Origin of the sequence: Fictibacillus barbaricus (assembly GCF_031457135.1) — a bacterium.
Lineage (GTDB): Bacteria > Bacillota > Bacilli > Bacillales > Fictibacillaceae > Fictibacillus > Fictibacillus barbaricus_A.
In genome coordinates this window covers 402,316-425,264 of sequence record NZ_JAVDWA010000001.1, presented here as the reverse complement: position 1 = coordinate 425,264, position 22,949 = coordinate 402,316, and the positions used below count along the sequence as shown (strand labels likewise).

The 22,949-nt window shown below is 38.1% G+C and carries 23 protein-coding genes; 11 read left to right on the top strand and 12 right to left on the bottom strand.

Translation table 11 applies throughout. From position 1 onward, the window contains the following. Positions 1 to 541 precede the first annotated feature (541 nt). A complete protein-coding gene (gene fdhF / locus J2X07_RS02225) occupies positions 542 to 3,478 on the top strand; it encodes a formate dehydrogenase subunit alpha (protein WP_310256052.1) in 2,937 nt (978 codons plus the stop codon). A gap of 13 nt (positions 3,479 to 3,491) precedes the next feature. Beyond that, positions 3,492 to 3,971 (top strand): DUF1641 domain-containing protein, encoded by a 480-nt coding sequence (locus J2X07_RS02220; RefSeq protein WP_310256051.1) that lies wholly within the window; start codon positions 3,492 to 3,494, stop codon positions 3,969 to 3,971. 40 nt (positions 3,972 to 4,011) lie between these two features. Here the strand turns inward: J2X07_RS02220 and J2X07_RS02215 are convergent, their stop codons facing one another. Both J2X07_RS02215 and J2X07_RS02210 read right to left on the bottom strand, forming a co-directional pair. After that, positions 4,012 to 5,433: a sensor histidine kinase gene (locus tag J2X07_RS02215; RefSeq protein ID WP_310256049.1), complete on the bottom strand. Its 1,422-nt coding sequence runs from the start codon at positions 5,431 to 5,433 to the stop codon at positions 4,012 to 4,014. 35 nt (positions 5,434 to 5,468) lie between these two features. Next, positions 5,469 to 6,164, bottom strand: a complete 696-nt coding sequence (locus J2X07_RS02210; protein WP_310256048.1) for a response regulator transcription factor — start codon at positions 6,162 to 6,164, stop codon at positions 5,469 to 5,471. Between the two features lie 344 nt (positions 6,165 to 6,508). Between J2X07_RS02210 and J2X07_RS02205 the strand changes: the two genes are divergently transcribed. The 3 genes from J2X07_RS02205 (at position 6,509) to J2X07_RS02195 (ending at position 9,118) form a co-directional block, all read left to right on the top strand. Beyond that, positions 6,509 to 7,243, top strand: a complete 735-nt coding sequence (locus J2X07_RS02205; protein WP_310256047.1) for a polysaccharide deacetylase family protein — start codon at positions 6,509 to 6,511, stop codon at positions 7,241 to 7,243. Positions 7,244 to 7,258: 15 nt separating this feature from the next. Further along, entirely contained in the window at positions 7,259 to 8,464 is a 1,206-nt protein-coding gene (locus J2X07_RS02200; protein ID WP_310256046.1) for an MGDG synthase family glycosyltransferase, read from the top strand. Positions 8,465 to 8,536: 72 nt separating this feature from the next. Next, positions 8,537 to 9,118: a DedA family protein gene (locus J2X07_RS02195; RefSeq protein ID WP_310256045.1), complete on the top strand. Its 582-nt coding sequence runs from the start codon at positions 8,537 to 8,539 to the stop codon at positions 9,116 to 9,118. Between the two features lie 257 nt (positions 9,119 to 9,375). Here J2X07_RS02195 and J2X07_RS02190 read toward each other — a convergent pair whose 3' ends face one another. Further along, positions 9,376 to 10,221: a COG4705 family protein gene (locus J2X07_RS02190; RefSeq protein ID WP_310256044.1), complete on the bottom strand. Its 846-nt coding sequence runs from the start codon at positions 10,219 to 10,221 to the stop codon at positions 9,376 to 9,378. A gap of 359 nt (positions 10,222 to 10,580) precedes the next feature. Between J2X07_RS02190 and J2X07_RS02185 the strand changes: the two genes are divergently transcribed. Continuing rightward, positions 10,581 to 11,258, top strand: a complete 678-nt coding sequence (locus tag J2X07_RS02185; protein WP_310256042.1) for a YdeI/OmpD-associated family protein — start codon at positions 10,581 to 10,583, stop codon at positions 11,256 to 11,258. A 109-nt stretch (positions 11,259 to 11,367) separates the two neighbouring features. On the opposite strand, the gene J2X07_RS02180 is transcribed toward J2X07_RS02185, so the two are convergent. Beyond that, positions 11,368 to 11,856, bottom strand: a complete 489-nt coding sequence (locus J2X07_RS02180) for a GNAT family N-acetyltransferase (protein WP_310256041.1) — start codon at positions 11,854 to 11,856, stop codon at positions 11,368 to 11,370. A 313-nt stretch (positions 11,857 to 12,169) separates the two neighbouring features. Between J2X07_RS02180 and J2X07_RS02175 the strand changes: the two genes are divergently transcribed. Further along, a complete protein-coding gene (locus tag J2X07_RS02175; RefSeq protein WP_310256040.1) occupies positions 12,170 to 12,967 on the top strand; it encodes a hypothetical protein in 798 nt (265 codons plus the stop codon). A gap of 36 nt (positions 12,968 to 13,003) precedes the next feature. On the opposite strand, the gene J2X07_RS02170 is transcribed toward J2X07_RS02175, so the two are convergent. The 4 genes from J2X07_RS02170 to J2X07_RS02155 all read right to left on the bottom strand — a co-directional run bounded on the left by J2X07_RS02170 (position 13,004) and on the right by J2X07_RS02155 (position 14,613). Further along, positions 13,004 to 13,285 carry a hypothetical protein gene (locus tag J2X07_RS02170; protein ID WP_310256039.1) on the bottom strand — a complete coding sequence of 94 codons (282 nt, stop codon included), beginning with the start codon at positions 13,283 to 13,285 and terminating at the stop codon, positions 13,004 to 13,006. A 9-nt stretch (positions 13,286 to 13,294) separates the two neighbouring features. Further along, positions 13,295 to 13,708 carry an SHOCT-like domain-containing protein gene (locus tag J2X07_RS02165; protein ID WP_310256038.1) on the bottom strand — a complete coding sequence of 138 codons (414 nt, stop codon included), beginning with the start codon at positions 13,706 to 13,708 and terminating at the stop codon, positions 13,295 to 13,297. A 12-nt stretch (positions 13,709 to 13,720) separates the two neighbouring features. Then, positions 13,721 to 14,086: a DUF2089 domain-containing protein gene (locus tag J2X07_RS02160; RefSeq protein WP_310256037.1), complete on the bottom strand. Its 366-nt coding sequence runs from the start codon at positions 14,084 to 14,086 to the stop codon at positions 13,721 to 13,723. A 167-nt stretch (positions 14,087 to 14,253) separates the two neighbouring features. After that, positions 14,254 to 14,613, bottom strand: coding sequence for a MerR family transcriptional regulator (locus tag J2X07_RS02155; protein WP_310256036.1), 360 nt, complete (start codon positions 14,611 to 14,613; stop codon positions 14,254 to 14,256). 373 nt (positions 14,614 to 14,986) lie between these two features. Between J2X07_RS02155 and J2X07_RS02150 the strand changes: the two genes are divergently transcribed. Then, on the top strand, positions 14,987 to 15,772 hold the full coding sequence (locus tag J2X07_RS02150) for an SDR family NAD(P)-dependent oxidoreductase (RefSeq protein WP_310256035.1): 786 nt from the start codon (positions 14,987 to 14,989) through the stop codon (positions 15,770 to 15,772). A 93-nt stretch (positions 15,773 to 15,865) separates the two neighbouring features. After that, complete coding sequence (locus J2X07_RS02145) at positions 15,866 to 17,140, top strand: serine dehydratase subunit alpha family protein (protein ID WP_310256034.1); 1,275 nt, start codon at positions 15,866 to 15,868, stop codon at positions 17,138 to 17,140. A 280-nt stretch (positions 17,141 to 17,420) separates the two neighbouring features. Here the strand turns inward: J2X07_RS02145 and J2X07_RS02140 are convergent, their stop codons facing one another. Both J2X07_RS02140 and J2X07_RS02135 read right to left on the bottom strand, forming a co-directional pair. Beyond that, positions 17,421 to 19,025: an MDR family MFS transporter gene (locus J2X07_RS02140; RefSeq protein WP_396193557.1), complete on the bottom strand. Its 1,605-nt coding sequence runs from the start codon at positions 19,023 to 19,025 to the stop codon at positions 17,421 to 17,423. A gap of 5 nt (positions 19,026 to 19,030) precedes the next feature. After that, entirely contained in the window at positions 19,031 to 19,924 is an 894-nt protein-coding gene (locus J2X07_RS02135) for a TetR/AcrR family transcriptional regulator (protein ID WP_310256032.1), read from the bottom strand. A gap of 280 nt (positions 19,925 to 20,204) precedes the next feature. Between J2X07_RS02135 and J2X07_RS02130 the strand changes: the two genes are divergently transcribed. Further along, a complete protein-coding gene (locus tag J2X07_RS02130; protein WP_310256031.1) occupies positions 20,205 to 20,795 on the top strand; it encodes a GNAT family N-acetyltransferase in 591 nt (196 codons plus the stop codon). Between the two features lie 252 nt (positions 20,796 to 21,047). Here J2X07_RS02130 and J2X07_RS02125 read toward each other — a convergent pair whose 3' ends face one another. Continuing rightward, positions 21,048 to 21,617 carry a nucleotidyltransferase family protein gene (locus J2X07_RS02125; protein ID WP_310256030.1) on the bottom strand — a complete coding sequence of 190 codons (570 nt, stop codon included), beginning with the start codon at positions 21,615 to 21,617 and terminating at the stop codon, positions 21,048 to 21,050. Between the two features lie 45 nt (positions 21,618 to 21,662). Between J2X07_RS02125 and J2X07_RS02120 the strand changes: the two genes are divergently transcribed. Further along, positions 21,663 to 22,127 (top strand): hypothetical protein, encoded by a 465-nt coding sequence (locus tag J2X07_RS02120; RefSeq protein WP_310256028.1) that lies wholly within the window; start codon positions 21,663 to 21,665, stop codon positions 22,125 to 22,127. On the opposite strand, the gene J2X07_RS02115 is transcribed toward J2X07_RS02120, so the two are convergent. Further along, complete coding sequence (locus J2X07_RS02115) at positions 22,103 to 22,945, bottom strand: helix-turn-helix transcriptional regulator (protein ID WP_310256027.1); 843 nt, start codon at positions 22,943 to 22,945, stop codon at positions 22,103 to 22,105. The genes J2X07_RS02120 and J2X07_RS02115 overlap by 25 nt on opposite strands. Positions 22,946 to 22,949: the final 4 nt, after the last annotated feature.

Here is a 22,949-nt window from a genome sequence, read left to right as displayed (position 1 = left end):
TTGAACTCACATTTTGCACGGAATTAATTTTAGAGATACATTGTCTAATAAATTTAGAAGCGCTATAATGAAAAAGAAAAGTTAGAAAATAAATCAATAGATGTTTTTCTTTCTTTACATAGCTGACGACGAGATTCGCAGCATATCAAAATTGAATCATATATTTTTCAGATGCAAGAAGGTCGAGGAAGTAAGATTTTCGAGACGCGGAGTTTAGTACATCTAAATGAGCACCGAGAAAACGAGACTGACGACGAGATTCGCAGCATATCAAAATTGAATTATATATTTTTCAGATGCAAGAAGGTCGAGGAAGTGAGATTTTCGAGGCGCGGAGTTTAGTACATCTAAATGAGCACCGAGAAAACGAGACTGACGACGAGATTCGCAGCATATCAAAAATATATTAAGTTGGATTGGTTAGATAGTAAGCCCTGCTATTAAACTATTCCACCATGTTAACGCATTTTCTGTAAGTGAAGGATCTGTGATTTCGTGGTGGATTTTTTTGTGCAATTTTATTTGAAAGGAAGATTCTTAAATGGACAAAATGATCCAGATAAAGATTGACGGAAAGACTTACGAAGCTCCATTTGGCACTTCTATTCTTGATATCATCAACGAGAATGAACTCTCTCATCCTCAAATCTGCCATACCCCACAAGTTGATCCGATCGAGACGTGTGACACGTGTATTGTGGAAGTGAATGGCAAGCTTGTACGCTCTTGCTCAACGACAGCCACCAATGGCATGAATATTGAACGATCTTCAGACCGCGCTAAAAAAGCGCAGACAGACGCGATGGATCGCATTCTTGAAAACCACCTGCTTTATTGTACGGTTTGTGACAACAATAACGGAAACTGCAAATTGCATAATACGGCTGAAATGATGGAGATTGAACATCAAGCGATTCCTTATTCTCCTAAGGAACAGCCTGTTGATATCGACATGTCTCATCCGTTTTATCGCTATGATGCGAACCAATGTATCACTTGCGGACAGTGTGTGGAAGTGTGCCAGAACTTACAAGTGAATGAGACGCTTTCGATCGATTGGGAACGTGAACGTCCTCGTGTCATTTGGGATGCTGGTTCCCCTATTAACGACTCTTCTTGTGTGAGCTGTGGACAGTGTGTAACCGTATGTCCTTGTAACGCGTTAATGGAAAAATCAATGCTCGGTGAAGCTGGTTTTATGACAGGCTTAAAAGAAGAACTTTTAGAACCAATGGTTGAGCTTGTAAAAGAAGTTGAGCCTGGCTATAGCGGTATTTTTGCGGTTTCAGAAGTCGAAGCTGCTATGCGTGAAACACGCACGAAAAAAACAAAAACGGTTTGTACGTTTTGTGGTGTAGGCTGCTCGTTCGAAGTGTGGACAAAAGGCAGAAAGATTTTAAAAGTTGAACCATCAGAGGGACCGGTTAACGCGATTTCAACTTGTGTAAAAGGGAAATTCGGATGGGATTTCGTGAACAGTGAAGAACGGCTCACTACTCCGCTCATCCGTAAAGATGGCGAGTTCGTGGAATCCACTTGGGACGAAGCGCTGAACTTAATCGCAAAAAAAATGGGCGGAATTAAAGCTGTCCATGGCGGAAAAGCGCTTAGCTTTGTTTCATCCTCTAAAATTACGAACGAAGAAAACTATTTGATGCAAAAGTTAGCTCGCCAAGTGTTCGGTACAAACAACGTCGACAACTGTTCTCGTTATTGCCAATCCCCTGCGACAGATGGTCTTTTCCGAACGGTTGGTATGGGTGGCGATGCGGGTACGATCAAAGATATCGCTGAAGCAGGACTGGTGATCATTGTTGGTGCGAACCCGACTGAAGGTCATCCGGTTCTTGCGACTCGAGTGAAACGTGCTCACAAGCTTCACGGCCAAAAGCTGATCGTCGCTGACCTCCGTAAGCACGAAATGGCTGAGCGTTCTGACATTTTCATAAGCCCTAAACAAGGGACAGATCAAGTTTGGCTGATGGCCGTAACGAAGTATATCATCGACCAAGGCTGGCACGACGAGAAGTTTATCGATGAGAATGTTCATTTTCTTGATGAATTTAAAGAACTGCTGGAAAAATACACACTGGAATATGCAGAAAAAATTACAGGTATATCAAAAGACACCTTAATTAATGTAGCCGAGATGATTCGTGATGCTGATGGGACTTGTGTGCTTTGGGGCATGGGTGTTACTCAGAACACGGGTGGAAGTGATACATCTGCTGCGATCTCGAACCTTCTATTAGCGACAGGTAACTATCGCCGTCCGGGTGCTGGTGCCTACCCGCTTCGTGGCCACAATAATGTTCAAGGTGCTTGTGACATGGGAACTCTTCCTGCTTGGCTGCCAGGTTATCAGCATGTTACCGATGATATTGCTCGTGCTAAATTTGAAAAAGCGTACGGTGTTGAGATTGGTGATACGCCTGGAATGGACAGCATCACAATGGTTGAAGCGATCGGCCGTGGTGAGATTAAAGCAATGTACCTCGTTGGTGAAGACATGGCGCTTATCGATGCGAATTCTAACCATGTTCATGCCATGCTTTCACAACTGGAATTCTTTGTGGTTCAAGATATTTTCTTATCGAAGACGGCTCAATACGCGGACGTAATTTTACCGGCTGCTCCTTCTCTTGAAAAAGACGGGACGTTCACGAATACAGAACGCCGTGTTCAGCGTTTGTATCAAGCACTTCCGACGACTGGCGGGTCCAGACCGGACTGGGAGATTATCCAAAGCATCGCAATACGGATGGGCGCAGATTGGAACTACACGCATCCGAGCGAAATTTTTGAAGAGATGGCTTCCTTATCTCCTCTGTTTGGTGAAGCGGACTATTCAGTACTTGAAGGCTGGGGCAGCTTTTTATGGGGAGATTTCAGCGGGAAAAGCACACCGCTACTATATACTGAAGGCTTTAACTTCCCTGATAAAAAAGCACGCTTTGCACTTTCCGACTGGGTGCTGCCGACTGAGTTTCCTGCAGAATACGACCTGCATATCAATAATGGCCGTATGCTTGAACATTTCCATGAAGGTAACCTGACAAACAAATCTCGTGGCATCCAGGAAAAAGTACCGGATGTTTTCGTAGAAGTTGCTCCTACTCTTGCAGAAGAGCGCGGCATTGTTGACGGCTCAGTCGTTCGGCTGATTTCGCCTTTTGGAGCGGTGAAATTGAATGCGCTCGTAACGGACCGCGTGAAACATAATGAATTGTACTTGCCGATGAACTCGGTGGATAAAGAGTCAGCGATTAATTTCTTAACAGGGCCAGCAGTAGACCATCGCACGCGTACTCCTGCTTATAAACAAACAAAGGTGCGCATGGAAATCATCAGCCGCGAAGGCGAAGTGAAGCTTCCAGGTCATAATCCAAGAAACAAGAAGCGCTACCCGCAAAACGGTGTAGAAGTCAGTCGGAAGTGGAATCGCCCAGGCTACGTCCACTTAACGGATGAAGTTTAGGAGGGATGATCGAATGGCTCAACCGATTACAACCGTGAGAAAAAAGATAAAAACAGAAGAACAAGTTCAACAGGACAAACTCATGGAATTGCAGACCGCATTAGCTGAAAAAGATGAAGCTCTTACAAAAACGCTAGATATCATCGGTGAACTTCATAGCATGGGAGCACTGGATGCAGTAAATGCGATGTTGGAAGCTAAAGAAAAAATTGCAGGTATTGCTCTTGGTCAAGCGACTCGAGAACCTGTCACAAACATGATCAACAACTTGATGGGTGCTGCCGGTGTTTTAACGAAAATGGATCCTGAAATGACAACGAAACTGTTAGACAGCGTTGTTGCCGGTGTGAAGCAAGGCGAAAACTTTGTGGAAAGCGAGAAAAAGATCGGCGTGTTCGACCTGATGAAGGTATTGAACGATCCTGACATCAACCGCGCTATCGGCTTTGGGCTCAACTTTTTAAAAGGCATGGGACAGGAATTGAAGAAGTAAGCAAAAAACCTCGGAGATATGAAAAACTCCGAGGTTTTTATTATGAATATCCGCTTTTTATTAGCGGTAAATGAACGGTAAATGTACTCCCAAATCCCGTCTTACTTACCAGTGTAATCGTACCGCCAATGTTATGAACGAGCTCCTTAGCGATGGATAAACCTAACCCTGTTCCTCCTGTTTGACGAGAGCGGTCTTTGTCTACCCGATAAAAACGATCAAAAATCTTATGCTGATCCTGAACAGGAATACCGATACCCGTATCAGTAACAATGAAACGGATTTCTTCATTATCTTTTTCTAATACAATGGTTATCTTTCCATGCTCATCCGTATATCTAATCGCATTTTCAATTAATATAACTGCAATCTGTCTAAATTGTTCTTCATCTGCCATACCAAATATATTATTCCCAAGGTTTCGAATAATTTCAACATTACTATCATTTTGCATTTGCATAACAACTCTCTCAATGACAACCGTTAAATTCACACGTTCATTCTTACTTTCAAAATGTTCATTCCTTGCAAGCGTAAGCATTTGAATCATCATACGCTCCATCCTTTTACTCTCTTCATCCAATGCTTGGATCGATTGTTCCAAAACCACCGGATTACTTTTCCCCCAGCGATTAATCAATTTCAAATGTCCTTTAAAAGCAGTCAACGGCGTTCTCAATTCATGAGAAACATTTGAAACAAAACTTTTCTCCCTTTCAAATTGTTCCTCCAATTGATGCAGCAGATGATTAAATGTCAGGGATAGCTCAGATAATTCCCGAGGAGCTTCAGGAACAGGGATCCGTTTCTTCAGATCTGTTGATCCTCTCATCTTTCCAACTGCATTTGTAATCATGAGTAATGGTTTTAAATTACGTTTCGAAAGTTGAAAGATGAGAATTGAACCTGCGATTAGGCTAATTACTCCTGTAATGAGTATAACCTGAATCATAAGTCCAAGAAATTCTGCATCTTTATTTAACTGTAATTTAATTTGTATTGTTCCCTTTTTTCCATTTGGCTGATTCCAAGGGATTTCCTCATGAAAAAACACCCCATGATTTCCATTCCAAAATATCGGTTCTAACCAATTCAAATGGACTTCATCAACATGAAAGGTATTCGCCCACCCCCTAGACTGAGCTAGCATTTGATTATCGTCAGTCTTAATCTTCACAAAATAATTGGAGTGGTCCGGATAGAGAATTTCATCTAATGAATCTTGCAGATTCTCCTTGGAATCTTCTCCTGTAATATATATGAGTTTTTCTTCAATAGCCTGCAGCTCGCTTTTGGTACTCTGAATCAAAAAATAGCTTACCGTTCCAATCACAGCAATACCTATAAAAAAAAGGATTGCGATAAAGTGCAGGACATACCAAGATGTGAATTGAAAGATTAATGTCTTTTTATTCTCTTTGTAAATTTTTTTAGGATTAAGGTTTGGAATGTTGAACTTCAAAGGATGTTCACTCCAGATGTGTTATTTTAGATCCGTTACGATTGGGTCGAACGTAAGACATAACCTATTCCACGAACGGTATGAATTAGTTTTGAGTCGTAATCCCGATCAATCTTATTTCGAAGATACCTGATATAGACATCAACAACATTGGTCTCTCCAACAAAATCATAGCCCCAAACTGCCGACAAAAGCCAATCACGGCTAATTACTTCTCCTTGATGTTTTAACAAAAATACTAATAAATCGAATTCACGCTGAGTGAGCTCAATGGATTTTTCAGATCTTTTTACCAGCCTGCTCTTAGAATCAACAACGAGATCTTCAAAGATATACGTTTCTTTTCCAGTACTTTTCGTCTCACTTTTATGCCGCCGCATTACGGCTCTGATCCTTGCTAACAATTCCTCTATTTCAAAAGGCTTTGTTATGTAATCATCTGCACCAGTATCGAGACCAGCAATTTTGTCACCGATATAGTCTCTTGCTGTTAAAAGGATTATCGGAACATCACTAGTTTTTCGTATTCTTCTGCATACTTCCAACCCATCAAGTTTAGGAAGCATCCAATCCAACAAGATCACGTTCCATTCGTTTTCATGAAAAAAAGTTATGGCCTGCTCTCCATCTTCGGCAGTCGTTACCGAATAACCCTCATATTCAAGTTCCAATCTAATAAATTGAGCAACATTATGTTCGTCTTCCACTAACAAGATCCTATCTGATTCCATATGAGTTCCACCTCTTTAATCATTCATTTTTATTTTATCTCTTCAAATACTTTTATTCAGTAAATTAAACATTAGAAAACGATGAGAATTATGTATTTTCCCTCACAATGGCTTATCCCATTTTTTTATTGTTTATAATGGATAACAATGTGCATGTAAAGATAAAAATATAAAAGCTGCACGAATTTATAAGAGAATCTCAGCGTTTTCTCATCAAATTTTAATAATTCATTCACACTGCTATTATTTCCTATGTGTATAGTTAAAATAAGGGATTCTATTATTTATAATGCTTTATTTAAACATATTGTTTTTAAAGCAATAAAGGTAAGGAGGTTGTCGTTTTGTTTTTGTTTCTCATGATATTATTTATTGCTTTTATTTTTTACGCAATAATACCAACACTGCTGCATCGGCTTTTTTCAACTAAATCTTTTCATGACTCACAAAATAACAATGCCGTTTATTTAACATTTGATGATGGTCCGAACCCTCTGTATACACCGGTATTGCTCGATTTATTAAAACAATATAATGCAAAAGGCACTTTTTTTGTTTTAGGTGAACGTGCGAAACAATTTCCCGATTTGATTCTGCGTATGAAAGAAGACGGCCATACAATCGGCATTCATAATAACAAACATACGAGTAACTGGTTCACTGATCCTTTTACTTTTCAAAATCAATTAAATAAAGCTGTATCCCATGTTGAAGAGATAACGGGAGAAAAACCTATCTACTATCGGCCACCTTGGGGACATTTTAATTTATTTTCGTGGATTGCCGCTAAAAAATTTAAAATCATCATGTGGAAGTATGCTCCACGGGATTGGAATGTAATGGAAAGAAAGAAGTTAACGCAAAGGCTGCTCGATAATATTAAAAAGGAATCAATTATCCTTTTGCATGATTGCGGTGAAACGCTAGGAGCGGATAATAGAGCACCTGGCGTCATGATAGAAGCATTGAGAGAAATGTTCGAAATGACAAAAGATAGAGGTTTACTATTTAAAGAACTTGAGGAAAACCCTGCTGGTTCAGCAGACGATTTACTCAATCAATCCACTACTCGTTTTTGAAAGGAATGATGCTTAATGAAAAAAATTCTGTTTCTTCCATTATTTCAGATGCCATCTGGCCACCATCATGTAGCGGATTCCCTTATTGATTCAATTAAAAGTCATTCTGATCAAATTGAATGCTGTAAATTAGATTTTTTACACTATGTAAATCCTGGACTCGAAAAACTTGTTTCTTCGATTTATTTAAAATGGATTTCTGCTTCTCCAGCAACTTATAAAAAAGCTTATTACCATTATTCTTATACAAATAGCACTAACAATTTGTCCTTATCTTTTTATGAGAAATTATTTTTACGAAGAATGGAAAAACTGATTTTAAGAGAGAATCCAGATTTAATTATTTGCACGCATAGCTTCCCTTCATTTCTATTAAGTGTTTTAAAAGAAAAAGGAAAGTTAAATATACCTGTTATCAATGTCTATACTGATTTTTTCATTAATAGCGTGTGGGGTATGAACGGAATTGATTATCACCTTGTCCCTGATCATGCTATCAAATCAACTTTAGTTGAAAAATACGGTGTTCCGGCTAAAAACATTAAGGTAAGCGGTATTCCCATTCATGAGAAGCTTGAAAAGAAGCTGCCCGATAAAGCGAAAACAAAATCCATCAATATCCTTATAGCGGGCGGCAGCAGCGGTCTTGGCGATATGACTGGATTTTTAGAACAAGCACGTAAACAGCAAGGCGATATAAAATTTACTATTTTATGCGGGAAAAATAAAAATCTTTATGATGCCATACGCTCTTGGAACCATCCTTCCATTCAGTGTGTGCCCTACCTTTCTTCAAAAGAAGAAATGAATCACTTATATGAACACGCTGATGCCATCGTAACGAAACCAGGCGGTGTAACCATTAGTGAATGCTTAAAAAAAGGAGTTCCGATCTTTGTACACTCGGCTCTGCCAGGACAAGAAGATGTGAATTTAAATGTCCTATTAGACAAACGCCTTATTTACAAAATATCGAAAGAATCCTCGTATATTGAACAAATCGTCTCGATATTGAAAGATGATAAAGAAATGGCGGACTATCGATCCAGAGTTGACCTTTATCGTTCAAGTCTGGAACTATCTGATTCAAACGGCATGTCTTCCTTCATTTACGCAGTGCTGCAACAATCAGGACAACAGGCTATTAACAAAGATTCTTTAACAAAAAAACATTGGGCTATTATTAGACCTTTTAAAAAACGACGCTCTTTCGCTGAATAACCAAAAACGCACTTATTCTTTATTATCATTGTCTATACACAGAAAGGTCTGTGTATTAGGAGACTAATTAATATGAACCTTGATCTTATTACAAACTATCTGCTCCATTACGGATATATAATCATCACGCTATGCTTGTTTTGCGGAATTGTCGGCATTCCTGCACCAGAAGAAACATTTATGGTAGTAGTGGGTGTATTAATTGCCAATCATCACCTTAATTTATCCCTATCCCTATTATCTGCATTTATCGGCATATTCTTTGGCATGATCGTCGCCTATATGATCGGCAGAAAAATGGGTCCAGCATTTATTAAGAAATTCGGAAAGTATATGTTTATCACACCAAAGAAATGGGAGTATGTATCCCGGCAATTTCATCGATACGGACGGTTAACCATTGTCTTTGCTTATTTCTTTCCAGGTATCCGTCAGATCAGTCCCTATTTAGCAGGAACCACTCGTTATCCGCTTGTTCCTTATATCCTCTTAGCTACAATAGGAAATGCGATTTGGTGTGTCGTATTTATTTTTGGAGGATATCATGTTGGAAACCATATACCATTAAAATTCCTGGCATGGATTCCCGTTTTCTATATTCTTGTTTTTGCTTTTTTCTATCTTAAGAGGAAAATGAAAAAAAGGACGGCATAGATGAAAAATGAATCAAAGAGGCTGACCCAAAAATGAAATATTTTTTGTGTTAGCCTTTCTTTGTTCTTTTGCTGTTATTAATTTGTAACTTAGCAGGATTGGAATCTAAAGTATTAGCCATTTCATTAAACACAAGTCAGTCATTGCCAATTTCCATTTTAATACATAACAAAAAAGGCGCAAATTTGCGCCTTTTTTGATCAAGTTCTTCCAAATAAGAGATAACTTACTCATTCGCTCTCTACATCATTTCTTAATTATTCTTCAGTTATGGTCTCGGTTGGTATTTCATCTCTTTTAGTTCTTGTCAGATAGACAACTAAGCTCAATATAATTACTAAAAAGATTATACTTGTACCCGTAGTACCTAGACCTAAGCCACCATGTTTGTGTGGCTGTGATAGTAAGTCTCCGAACGAAGCTCCAAGTGGACGGGTTAAAATATACGCGATCCAGAAAGCCCAGACAGCATTAAGTTTAAACATGTAATAGCCAATAATCACTACTGCAATCAGTCCGACGAATATGAATCCAGAAACCAAGTAACCTAAATGAAGTCCCTCTGCTATAAGATCACCAGCTGCAGTACCTAATGCAAAAGTAAATAAGATGGCCATCCAATAGAATGCTTCCCGCTTTTTCGTATAAATCGAGTGGATCGACAAAGTCTTCTCACTTCTATACCAAGCAATGAATGTCACCAGCAAGGCTATTGTGAAAAAGATGGTTGTCGTCTGTAATGCGACTCCGAAATGGTCTACCAAGTTATCAGTGACCAACGTACCTACAATACTGATCAATACAACTACTAGCCAATATTTCCAAGGTACATATTTTTTTGCTTTAAATTGAATAATCAACGAAATGACCAAGAGGACAGACATCAAATATGTGGTATTGGTCAAGCCCCATTTCAGATTAAAACTTAAGAAATCTGCAGCTGTCTCCCCAACTGTAGTTGCCATAATCTTGATGATCCAAAAGAAGACCGTGATCTGGGGAACCTTATTAAACAATTGTTGAAATTTTGATGGGTTGCTAATTAATTTATCTGAAATAGGTGGTTGAACGTTTCTGTTTTTGGCATCATTGTTATATTCCATGTGCTAGTTCCTCCTTCATTTGAATGGTTTCATATATCACCCTTACAATACCTACAATTAAATAGATAAGTGGAGGCATTAATAACATACCAAAAGAAAATGAAAAAATTAGGACAGATACATGAGATTCTCATGAGAGAAATTCGCTGATAACCCAATCTGAGCAGCTAGACCTGTCCATTTAATCCTTGCATTGCATTGTGTGAATAAATACATCGAATAACGGAAAAGTATGCACTGGCTAATACTTCTATGCAATATGATTAATCCTATCGATTTTTTTCTAGATCTCATTAAATTTGTAATTGGATTTTCTTCCTATATAATTTAATTACCTACACAAATTAGGAGGCTTTACTATGAATTCAACGAAGAGTATTGTTGAAAAATTGAATTTATCCAAATACAAAAACAGGCTGATCCTCAATACACCTAAGGGTATCGATGACTTTCATGAATTAGATCATTCTTCTACTATTCAAAAAAAGAAGTATGACTTGATCTTCACGTTTGTGTTTAATTTAGAAGAATTTTCAAGAGATTTAAGATTAGTCATTGAAAAAAAATTGTTAGAAGATAACGGCTATGTTTTCTTTGCTTATCCGAAAAAGAACAACAAACAATACAAAGAATATATTGAGCGTGATGAAATCTTTCCTTACATCAATGTTGGTGAAGATGGGTTCGTCCCTGAGAGCCATTTGAAATTTTCCAGGATGGTTAGTCTGAATGATGTTTTTACTGTGGTGGGGATGAAGGCCGTTGCTAAAAACGCTCAAAAATCTCTTGCCAACAAAAGCCGTCAATGTGTGGATGACTATATCACTCATGTGGAAGATATTAAGCGGCATTTGAGCAGAAATGAAGATTTGCTCAATACTTATAATGAACTTACATTTGGTTATCAAAAGGACTGGGCTCGATATGTGTTCAGTGCAAAAAGAAAAGAAACACAAGAAAAACGATTGTTAGAAATGGAAACAATCATTGGTGATGGGTATAAATCGATGGACCTTTACAGAAGAAATAAAAAATAAATGAGAGGCTGACCCGACTTGTTGGGCTTAGCCTCTCTTCGTTTGTTGGATTACACTCTTCGTTTGTTGGAATGTATTGCTGGTTGGTTGAATTTGTGTTTTTTCATCCTTAATCCCTCTTTATTTCATAATGAAAAACCAATTCTTCACCATATTCCCCCGCATAACGGATTCCTTTATTTAGAAAGGCCGATTTTTTGTATAGATGGATAGCAGGCGTATTCGTATGGTGAACAGTTAAGAGGATCTCGTCTTTGTCTGGATATTTCTCTTTGATCAAAGCAGGTAAAATCTCCAACGTTTGGAGGGCATATCCCTTTTTTTGATGACGCAAATCAATGGAAAAGGACTTAAATACAATTGCCTTTTTATTATCCGTATAAAAGTTTCCAGAAGGATCACCATACAAGACGAAGAAGCCTGCCAAATCATCATCTGCTAATACCACATAAGGCTGATTCCATTTATCCAGCTTAAATGTTTCAATAACTTGAGAAGGGATCGTTGTAAAGATTGCTTGTTCTTCTGGCAAATCGTATTCACTGATAGATAGTAAATCTTTATCTTCTTCAAATTGTCTAATCTTTAGATTACTCATCTCTCTTCTCCTGTTACTTTGAATGATCAGCTTCTCCATACACTATACTTTCAACCCTTTCTTCCTCATAACTAACTCTAAGTTTCTTTTTATATGTTCAACACTCTTCATGCCAACCATTGTCGAGAATATTCCTTTCGTCTGAACCACAAACACACACAGTCAAAAACTGTGTGTTCTCTTTTTATTTAATAGTATTTCTCTATCGGAATTGCAGTACCTTTTTTAGCAGATCCTTTTAAAAGGTTTTTTTGTTTTTATGTCTAATTTTATAAATAGTGTCCTATTTCATAAAAGGAAGTGTACCTTCACTATGTGTACTAGCTTTGCTTTGCATGCAGAAAAAACGTATATTGGCATGAATTTTGATATTTCCGATCGCCCTATCAAAATGGCTTTAATCAAAGACAATCAGCTTATTATTTTTCAAAAAGAAAATGGCTCATTTTTTCCCGCGTTTGGATTGAATAGAAATGGAACGTTTATGAATCTGCTGATGGTCGATCCAAATGAAAACGGAAAATATAGGCGCGGTAAGAATTGTGTTCATATCATGAAGTTATTTGATGATGTGCTGTCTGAACGTATTGAGGTATCTTCGTTAAACGATTATTTAACTGAAAAAAAGATCGTGAATGTGCCTAATTATAGTGTACATAGTATGATTGCGGGGATAGATCGCCATTCCTTTGTTGTAGAACCAGGCAGAGAGAATTTGAGCCTCGATTCATTCGATCAAGATTTTATGGTATTAACCAACTTTCCTTTTGAAGCGGATCAATATTACAATGAAGTTTCAGGAGATGGCAGTGATCGATATCAAAAAGCATATCATTCGCTGTTAAACTGCAAAGAATCTTTTCAGGTAAATGAAGGTTTTTCTATTCTTGAAGGTACAATTCAAACTGAAGGAGATTACCCAACACAGCTCTCAATGATTTCCGTACCTGAAGAACAAGTCATATACTTCACTCTTAAGGGTAACTTTAATAAAATTTTCATGTTTTCCTTCCACGATAACCAGATTCAAACGCATATTGGATTTGAGTTCAGCAACCATCATTCTCTTTCTAAAAAGGGTATCTTGCTTTCGGAACTTGAAAGCTGGTAAACGATCTAAAACACCGAAAACAAACATCGGTGTTTTTTATAATCTTATTCTGACTTCCGTTCCGTCCTGTGCTTTCACATTAACTAACTCGAAGCCTTTATGCTGTTTAAGTTCTCGGATGATTTTATTGAGTGCCGCTTTCTCTATAGGAGGAATGGTGAATGAGATTTTTTTCTTATCTAGATGAGGCTTTGACCATTTGTTTGCATGACGGATAAGTAGTTTGGAGGTTAAGATCGACACACCTATATTTAATAAAATATAAGGCACTGGTATCGTGAACTTTGCTCCTTTTGTTTTCACATTTACACTTAACATCGCTAATTCCTATTCGATTACTACAGAAACGGTATCACCGTTTGCAGATTTCACATCAACGATTTGACCGTCTAGTTCGTTTTCAATCGCATCAAAAATCAGATCGATATTAATATCTTTTACATACTGTTCGGATTGCGGAATCTTAGAGGCAATGCTATGTCCTGCTGCTAATACAACCTTCACAAGCTTAATCGGCAAATTCACATTTACGTTATCGCTTTGGGCAGAAACAACACGAATTTTCAATGTTTTATCCAAATAGCTGGATGGCCTTACAGGTGGTGCATAGTCTACTGTTCTAGATGGGGTAACCGCAACGAGTTCTTTTTCTTTTAACACTTGGATCAGCTCAGAACCTTTTTCTGCATCAATCTTTCCTTCTTGAACCATTGTCAGCACTTTTTCAATCTCACTTTTCATATTCCGTTCCTCCTATTCGTCTTTTAACATTTTAATTGCTTCATCTGGCGTGATCTCACCACGTTCTAGCATTGTAACAATTTTTTTCTCATCTGCTTCATTTTTCTTTTTCTGTTCGTACCCTAATGATGATGCAATATCATTTAACTTTCCGCGGACTGTCGGATAAGAGATACCTAGCTCCTTTTCAACTTCTTTGATGTTTCCTCTGCATACAAGAAACACTTCTACAAAGTGAAGCTGTTCTTTCGATAAGGATGCAAACTTGGATAATTCAAATTCATTTTCAATTGTTGTGTGACAATCAGAGCAATGCAGTTTTGTAATTTTTAACGTTTGACTGCAAACTGGACAATTTGTGAGTAATGGATGGGCCATATCCGACTCCTTTCTTTTAATTAATTTGATTATATACAATAAAATTAAAAAAGTGAACAAAAAATTTTAATTTTTATAAAATTAATATTAAATATATTAAAGTTGATATTAATTTTATTGATTTCAATGCGTAACTTTTTAAAAAAGCCACCCTGAACAGGATGGCTTTAACGATTTTCTATGAACTCTTTGTACGCTCCAATTTTGTAATCAAGCATTTCCTCTGTCGCTTTTAATGTTTTGATTTGATCATGAATGGCTTTCCGATGATTTTCTAAAAGCTTCAATCGCGATCCAACTGTATGCTCTCCTTCTATGAACAGCCGAGCATATTCTCTGATTTGTGCTATCGGCATTTGGGTTTGTTTTAATTTCATAACAAAACGGAGCCACTTCACATCTTCATCTGAGTAGGATCGAATACGATTTTCATCTCGTTTCGGATCAATGATTTTTTCTTTTTCATAATAACGCAGCGTATGGGTGGTTACTCCCAGTGTTTTAGATACTTCGCTTATACTGTACATGTTTGCCTCACATCCTGTAAAAATTTTTAAGCTGATTGCGCATTCATTGTTGTTACTGGGAGGAGTTGACCTCCGTTTTAGGATGCTCGCTTGCCGCGGGGTGCGCGGTGAGCCCACTCGTCGCCTTGCGACATAGAATGGTCTCACCTGTCACACTGATCCCGCTGGAGTCTTGCACCTTCCACTCCGGTCAACCTTGCATTTGAAGCATTACAAATCCCCTAAAACAATAATTTTATAGAAAAAAGCCTTAAAAGGAGCCTTTTAAAAAAATTGATAAATAACATTTGACTTAGAGTACACTCTAACCTCTATCATACTCATTATAGTTTAAATCATGAAATTCTACATTCCATTCTAAGGAGGAAGTATTATGAAATATACAGTTATCACAGGCGCAAGCTCAGGAATCGGTTATGAAAGTGCACTTGCTTTTGCATCTCGAGGGAAAAACGTCATTATCATTGCTCGCAGAAAAGAAAAGTTAGAGGAATTAAAGTTCGAAATCGCTAAAATGAACCAAAACATTGAGGTAGTCATTCGAACAACGGATCTTTCTATGCCGGAAAATGCTTATAAATTATATGAAGATCTTCAGCAGTTCGAAATCGAAACATGGATTAATAATGCTGGTTTCGGAAATTTCGATCCTGTTGCAGAACACAAATTAACAAAGATTGAATCAATGCTGCATCTAAATATTGAAGCTCTGACGATCCTATCCTCTCTCTACGCTCGGGACTATTCGAATGTTGAAGGTGCACAGCTTATCAACGTCTCTTCTGGGGGCGGTTATACGATCGTTGAAAATGCTGTAACGTACTGTGCGACAAAATTTTATGTGAGTGCTTTTACTGAAGGACTTGCCTACGAATTAAAAGGAAAAGAAGCAAAAATGAAAGCAAAAGTTCTAGCTCCAGCTGCTACAGAAACAGAATTTGCTCAGCGTTCTTTTGATCTTGATGATTTCAAATACGAAGGAACGGTGCCAAAATTCCATACGGCAAAAGAGATGGCTGGATTTATGCTCGATCTTTATGACAGCGAGCACGTAGTCGGAATCGTTGATGGCCGTACTTATGAGTTTCAGCTAAGAGACCCAATCTATCCTTATGCAGTAAGATCATCTAATTCATCGGGCTCAATAAAAAAATTCTAAAGTTAAGTAAATCATAAATATTTCCTCTTTCCTTTTTCTCTCTCAAACCGTTATGTTTATAGAAGAGAATAGATTTGGAGGGAGTGAAGATTTATGGAGAAGATTTTCAGCCTGCTTGAAAAAGAACTTGTTGTCGCTTTAGGATGTACAGAGCCAGTTGCCATTGCACTTGCAGCAGCTACTGCCAAAATGTATATAAAAGAAAAAATTACGAGTATTTCAGTCAGCGCAAGCGGTAATGTAATCAAGAATGCTTTATCAGTTGGCATTCCAGGCATGAGTTTTACAGGTATTGATTTTACCGCTGCTCTTGGTGTGATCGCCGGTGATCCTTCTAAAAAACTTCAGGTACTAGAAGGCGTCACAAAGACTGACGAAGAAAGAGCGATTCAAATCGTACGCGAAAGACTTGTCACCGTCAAGACTGCTGATACACCAGAAAAGCTTTATATCGAGGTGGAACTGAAGTCTGCATCTGAAACTGTAAAAGTTGTAATCTCAGGCGAACATACAAATATCAGCTACATTTCATATATGGATGAAATTTTGTTAGATCAATCTGATGCACATTTATCAGCAAATAATACATTAGAAAAATTCCCTGAGCTCTCAGTGGACGACATATACTCATTCATTACAAGTGTTCCTATTCACAGATTAGATCTCGTTAAAAAAAGTGTTTCATTGAACCGGGCTATTTGTGAAGAAGGCTTGTCTAACGATTATGGTTTAAAAGTCGGAAAGACACTCTATGAACAAACACAAAAAGGCTTTCTTTCTAATGATCTTGCAACGTATTCGATGGCTTTTTCAGCTGCGGGTTCCGATGCACGAATGGCAGGTTCGACAATGCCCGTCATGGCGAATTCCGGAAGCGGGAATCAAGGGATTGCTGTAACAATGCCGGTTGTAGCTGCAGCAGAAAAAATCGGTGCAGATGAAGAAAAGATGCTCAGAGCTGTCACACTTAGCCATCTTCTATCCATCTACATGAAATCAAAGTTCGGCCGCTTGTCGGCACTTTGCGGAGTAACAGTAGCAGGGGCAAGTGCTTCAGCAGCAATAACCTATTTGTTAGATGATGATCTTTTTAAAATAAAATCAGCCATCCAAAATACATTAGGCAATGTGAGCGGCATGGTGTGTGACGGGGCAAAAGCTGGATGTGCGATGAAAGTAGCTACTTGTTCGAGTGCAGCAGTTCAATCTGCACTTCTCGCCTCCCAAGGATTATGTATTCCTTCAACGAACGGTTTTATTGAAGAAGATGTTGAGAAGACGATCGAAAACTTCTGCCGATTAGGAAACGAAACATCCCGAACGACTGATCAAGTATTATTGGATATGATGGTGAATAAAAACAAATGATGAATCTGACTTCAAAGGAATGATTACCTTTGATTAGTCATGTATTGCCTATGAAGTTTGAATTCTTTTCGATTGTCGAATAATGTCGACTCGGGAGTATATGATAAAAGCTCGGTGGATTATCGTTGATTCTCGGTGGATTATTGTTAAAACTCGGGAGATTACGTCCGAAACCCGGTGGATTATGCTTAAATGATGTTGCAGAACACCTTGTTGCACACCGTACCACCTCTATAAAAAAGACCAAAAAGGCTTTTCACAGTCCTTTTTGGTCTTTTTCTTATTCAGTTGCTAATGTTTTGGGAGCCATATGCTCTTCTTTTTGTGTTTCTTCTGGTTTTACTTTTACTATTCTGCTGTTCCCTACCGATAAAGCAACGATAATACCAATTCCGATAAAGATTAGTCCTGTGTAGAACACATTTGAGAATGAAGATGACCATACTTCTTTGATTGTATGGATAACTGGAGTTTTTAATGCTTCAGGCATTGGCAATAAGTTAGGTTTAAGCAAAATTCCAAACATCGCATCCGTTTTCTTTCCGATCTCTGTTAATGCTTTTGCCAAGATCGGGTTGGATTCACTGCTTGCTGCATCTCCAATTTTATTTGTTAGAGAATGATTCATAACCGCGTTCAAAATCGTAATACCGATTGTTCCTCCGATTGAACGGAAGAAAGTAGAAGCAGATGTAACTTCACCTAGGCGGCTTTTTGGAAATTCATTTTGGATAGCGATCATTAATGTCGGCATAACAAGACCCATTCCAAATCCTAAAACAACCATGTACGCATAAGCAGTAAATTCTTTTGAATCTACACCCATCGTGCTCATCAAGAAAAATCCGATTCCAGTTATAATCATCCCAGCCGTTAAAACCGTTCTAAATCGGAATTTCAGCAGTAATCGTCCGCCGATAATACTAGCAAGAATCAGTGAAACCATCATCGGTGTCATCGTAGATCCCGCTTTTGTCGGGCTAACTCCTAAAATCCCTTGCATGTACATGGGAACGAACATGATTGCACCAAACATCCCAAGTCCTAATAAAAAGCCCAGTACATTTGTTGTTGCAAATACCCTGTTTTTAAACAAGGACAGATTAAGAATGGGTTCAGCTGCACGTTTTTCAATGAATAGGAACAACCCTAGTAAAACGATGAAACCGCCAAATAATAAATAGCTTTCTGTTGATTGCCATTCAAATTTATCTCCGCCAAATGTAAGGCCTAAAAGTAACAATACAACCGCTGGTACGAAGGTTAGAATGCCAAGGAAATCGATATTTACTTTACCTTCGCGTCTAATTGTTTCGTTTTTCATTCCCATTACGATCATAGCTGTAGAGATCAAGCCAAAAGGAACGTTTACATAAAAGATAGAGTGCCAGCTGATGTTATCAACCATCAATCCACCGATAAACGGTCCGATTACAGAACTTAATCCGTAAATAGCACCAAAAACACCTTGCCATTTTGCACGCTGCTCTGCTGTGAAAATATCACCAATGATCGTTTGAGATAGAGGCATGATCATACCTCCGCCAATTCCTTGAATTCCTCGGTAGATGATAAGTTGTTCCATTGACGTTGCTGTTCCACAAAGTGCTGATCCTGTAATAAAGATCAAGTTACCAAGTAAATAAAGCTTTCGTCTGCCGTATAAGTCGGATAGTTTACCAACGATCGGCACAACGGTTGTTGAAGTGATCAGATAGGCTGTTGTTACCCAAGCAAAGATGGAGAAACCGTTAAGATCTCCAATAATTGTTGGCATGGCTGTACCGACTATCGTTTGTTCGAGCGCACTGAAGAACATCCCGATAATCAAGCCAGCTAATATCAGCTTTGTGTTTAATGTATTTTGTTGTGTTTCCATATTCATTCTCCTTATAGCAGCTGAACGTTCATTAATTCAGCGAATCGTTCCCGCTCTTTTTCTATGTTGTTAACGCCTCTTAAATTGGCGAGCATTCCTTGAATAACCATTTTTTGCGGCTGGTCTTTTTTTATTTCTTGCAGAATGAATTCAATGACTTGTATGAAATCTTCCCTTTGATTCTCTTCAAGAGGTTCTTGCTCTATTTGTTCTTTAATAAGGTTAAGTATATCCTTCGCAACTTCCTCTTTGCTTTCTTTTTCTGACCATGGTCTCAGCTTCTCATCCATTTTCTTTTTATCTAACACAGGATTCATATCCGTATGGATCAGACCTTGGATGACATTATCGTATCGTTCCATGAGATATAATGAGAAGCTTTCAATATCAACTGGATCTTCGATAAACATAAACGCCCGAATGAATGACTGTTTTATTCCTTCACAGATTGTTATAACATCACTTAAGTACGGCTCAATTTTGGGTCCGTAAATCTGCATTAAATGACTTTCATACCATTTGGACAGTTCAAAAAAGTTTTTCCTGATAAAGACTTGGATTCCTTTAATGATGGAAGCATTTTGTTCACGAAAATGCATCTGCATGAAAGGTTTATGAGCAATGTAATTTTCAATCTGTACTTTAAGCTGCATCTCCATCCGCTTCTTCGGCGGATGATCTTCACTTACTTGCTTCATACCTGATCTCATTTTTTCGCTGTAATAGTGAAAAATTTCTATAATCAAATCATCTTTTGATGGAAAATACGTATAAAAGCCACCCTTAGAAATACTTAGTGCTTTAGCGATTTCTTGGACAGATGTTGCATGGTATCCTTTCTCTGCAAACATCTCGATCGCCTTCTCTATAATTTCAACTCGTTTATCTTTTTTCACTTTCTCCACTCTCTCAACTCCTACTGACCAGACAGTCACACTTAACATATGTCATTATAAGTCATAAATGACCGGTCAGTCAAAAGTTTTTTTTGAATTTATTTTTCCTAATATTTTGTAATCGCTTTCCTATACGATGTGATAGAATTTAGCCATGTGATGTGCTTTTAGTGGATATGCTATTTTCGGTTTCAGCGTTCCATTTTCAATCGGATTTTGGCTAGGATTTATTTTATATGAAGAGTCCAAAAGACTAGAGTAATTAACAAAAATAATTGGAGGAATACTTTTGAACAACATTTTTACTAACCCGCCGACTCTCTCCGACTACAGAATCGCTCTTGTTCCGATGGAGCTGGTGCATGCTGAAGGATTATTTCAAGTACAAAGTCCTGGAATTTGGGACTTTATGACAAGCCGGAATGAAACGATTGAGGCGATGGAAAGTCTGGTCCATGCAGCTGTACAGACTAAAAATGAAGGGTCAGCTCTACCGTTCGTTGTGACACTTAAAAATTCTGGGAAGGTTATTGGCACAACAAGATTGTATGATTTCAACTTCAATAATAAATCATGCGAAATCGGATTTACTTGGTATGGAGCAGATTATCAGCGTACTTTTGTAAACACCACTTGCAAACTGCTGCTGCTTGAGTACTGTTTTGAAACGCTGGGCTTTAACCGTGTTCAATTCCAGACAGACGAACGGAATATACGCTCGCAAACTGCTATTGAACGTTTAGGGGCAAGTAAAGAAGGGATATTAAGAAAACATAAAGTAATTTCGAGTGGTTATGTAAGAAACTCAGTCCTTTACTCCATTATTAATGACGAATGGCCGAAAATTAAAGAAAATTTGAAGCAGAAACTGGCGAATTGAGAGCTTCAGCCTTGATTTATAGCAGAAAACGAGGCTGCACCCTGTTTGGTTGGCAGTCTCGTTTTCTTTTTGAGCACTCTCATTGGATAATCTCACGGGTTTTGGAATTAATCTCACGGATTCGGAATATATTCTCACGGATTTTGAGCAGAATCTCACGAATAAATACAATATACTCCCGAGTCGACATCAACCGACAAAAATTGAACTTAACGCTAAAAATCGCCTATCACACTGTAAGAATTAACGATCCTACAACCCATTAATCTTCACTTTTGGCCATGTTTGCTGCCAATTTTTGTTCAGGATCCGGGACTTGTATTTGTTTTTATGTATGTTCACCTCAGAAAACAGCGTTGTTGGCCACACTTCCATGTTGATGGCGTCCTCAATGCCACAAGGTGCGGCTAAAATCACCTCGTTATCTCCATCAAGTTTCACACCTAATGCAGTTACCGTTTCAGGAAATTTCGAAATCGCATCTACTGCAGATTCATAAGGTTCAAACCCGTTTACTATGTGCATTCTTGCTTGGTTCTTAACAGACCACGGAAGGTTTGGATTTCTCTCCAAAAGTTGTTTCTCGTATTCTTTTTCGACACCTGTTTCCGTATTCATTGGATCAAAATAAACGACGTCAATATCAGCCAGCGGCGTCCTTTTTTCAAAGCCATGCAGTGTATCCCAAATTTTTGAGCGCACGAATCCCGCACATACCCACCAGTCGGGCAGATTAAGCGTTTTTGCTGCTTTCAATATTTCCATCATCCACGGATCATTTTTGATTAATTGGATAATGTTCTCTTCCGTTTTTATATTCAAGATGAGTCCCACCATTCTATATTTTCACAAAGGAGGCTTGGTTGTGTGAGGTACAATCGTTTTCTTTTGCTTTTTGTTCTATTCTTTTTTCTCATTCATACTTCGAGTGTATCAGCATCTTCAAAAGTGATAGCAGAAGAAAAAACCTGGGGGTACGAATACAAGTTAATTAAAACACAAGATTCGTTTACTTGGAAAATCCGTCAGCATTACATAACAAGTACGATCTCTGAAAACAAAGATAACCGTGAAGAGCTGGACAGGTTCAAAAGTGCAGTAGATAACATTCATCGATATTACATAGATATCCTTATCTCTTTCTTTTATTTAATCATCGCAGTTCCGCTCGTCAAAATCTTTTTAAAGAAGAAGAAAGTAAGTCTAAGAGATGCGAAACTGATCCTTTTTGCCGTTGTAATGCTTGTCTTTTTTTACTCGGTTTCCCCATTCGTTGAATTGTATTCTGCCTACGAGGATGCGGACTATTATTTTTTTGTATTGAGCAGATAATTTTTTCGATAGTCAGAGATCGACATACCAAACCGTTTTCTAAATGTGCGTTCAAAGGTACTCAAGCTTCCGAAGCCCACTTGAAATCCAGCCGTTGTGATGTCGGTGTTTGTATTTTTTAACAGCTCAACCGCTTTTTCCAATCGTACTTGGATGATGAATTGTCCAGGCGTTATTCCCATCACTTCTTTAAAGGTGCGTATTAAATAATACTTACTCATGTTCGTTTCTTTGGATAAGTCCTCTAGCGAAATAGGAAGTGCTGAATTTTCGTAAATATAAGCTGTCAGGTTTTTAATGACAGGATGATGGTTCAACACCACTTCTTTTTTCCATTTATCACTGTATGAACTCGTTTGCAGGGTCAGCAAGGTTTCGGCAAGCTGCCATTCTAGTTCTGCAATCGTTATATCATCCTCCGGCAGCAATAAGCTTTTCCTGATTAGCTCATCTGCAATCTTGATAAACTTTTCAGATGATCCTGTTTCGACCCTGTTAAAAACGATATCTGTTATTTCATTTTTGAATTTGGAAGAAACCACTTCATCGACAAAATGTTTATTCAGGTTGATTAATAAAATCTTGCTTTCTGTATCTGCTGTAAAATGGAGGTGTTTTTCACCTGGAGAAGTGATTGTTCTCAAAGTTGGGCTAAGCAGATTCGTCTTTTGATTCAAATCAATAAAAGGAGTTCCTGAAAGAGGAATTGAAATTTGATAGTCGTCACCGTGATCGTGTTCGATGGGATCGGAAGACTGTGGCGGTAATTGGGTGATCATCAATTTGCTGTTCTGCAGTTTTAAATTTAATGACCTCATTCGC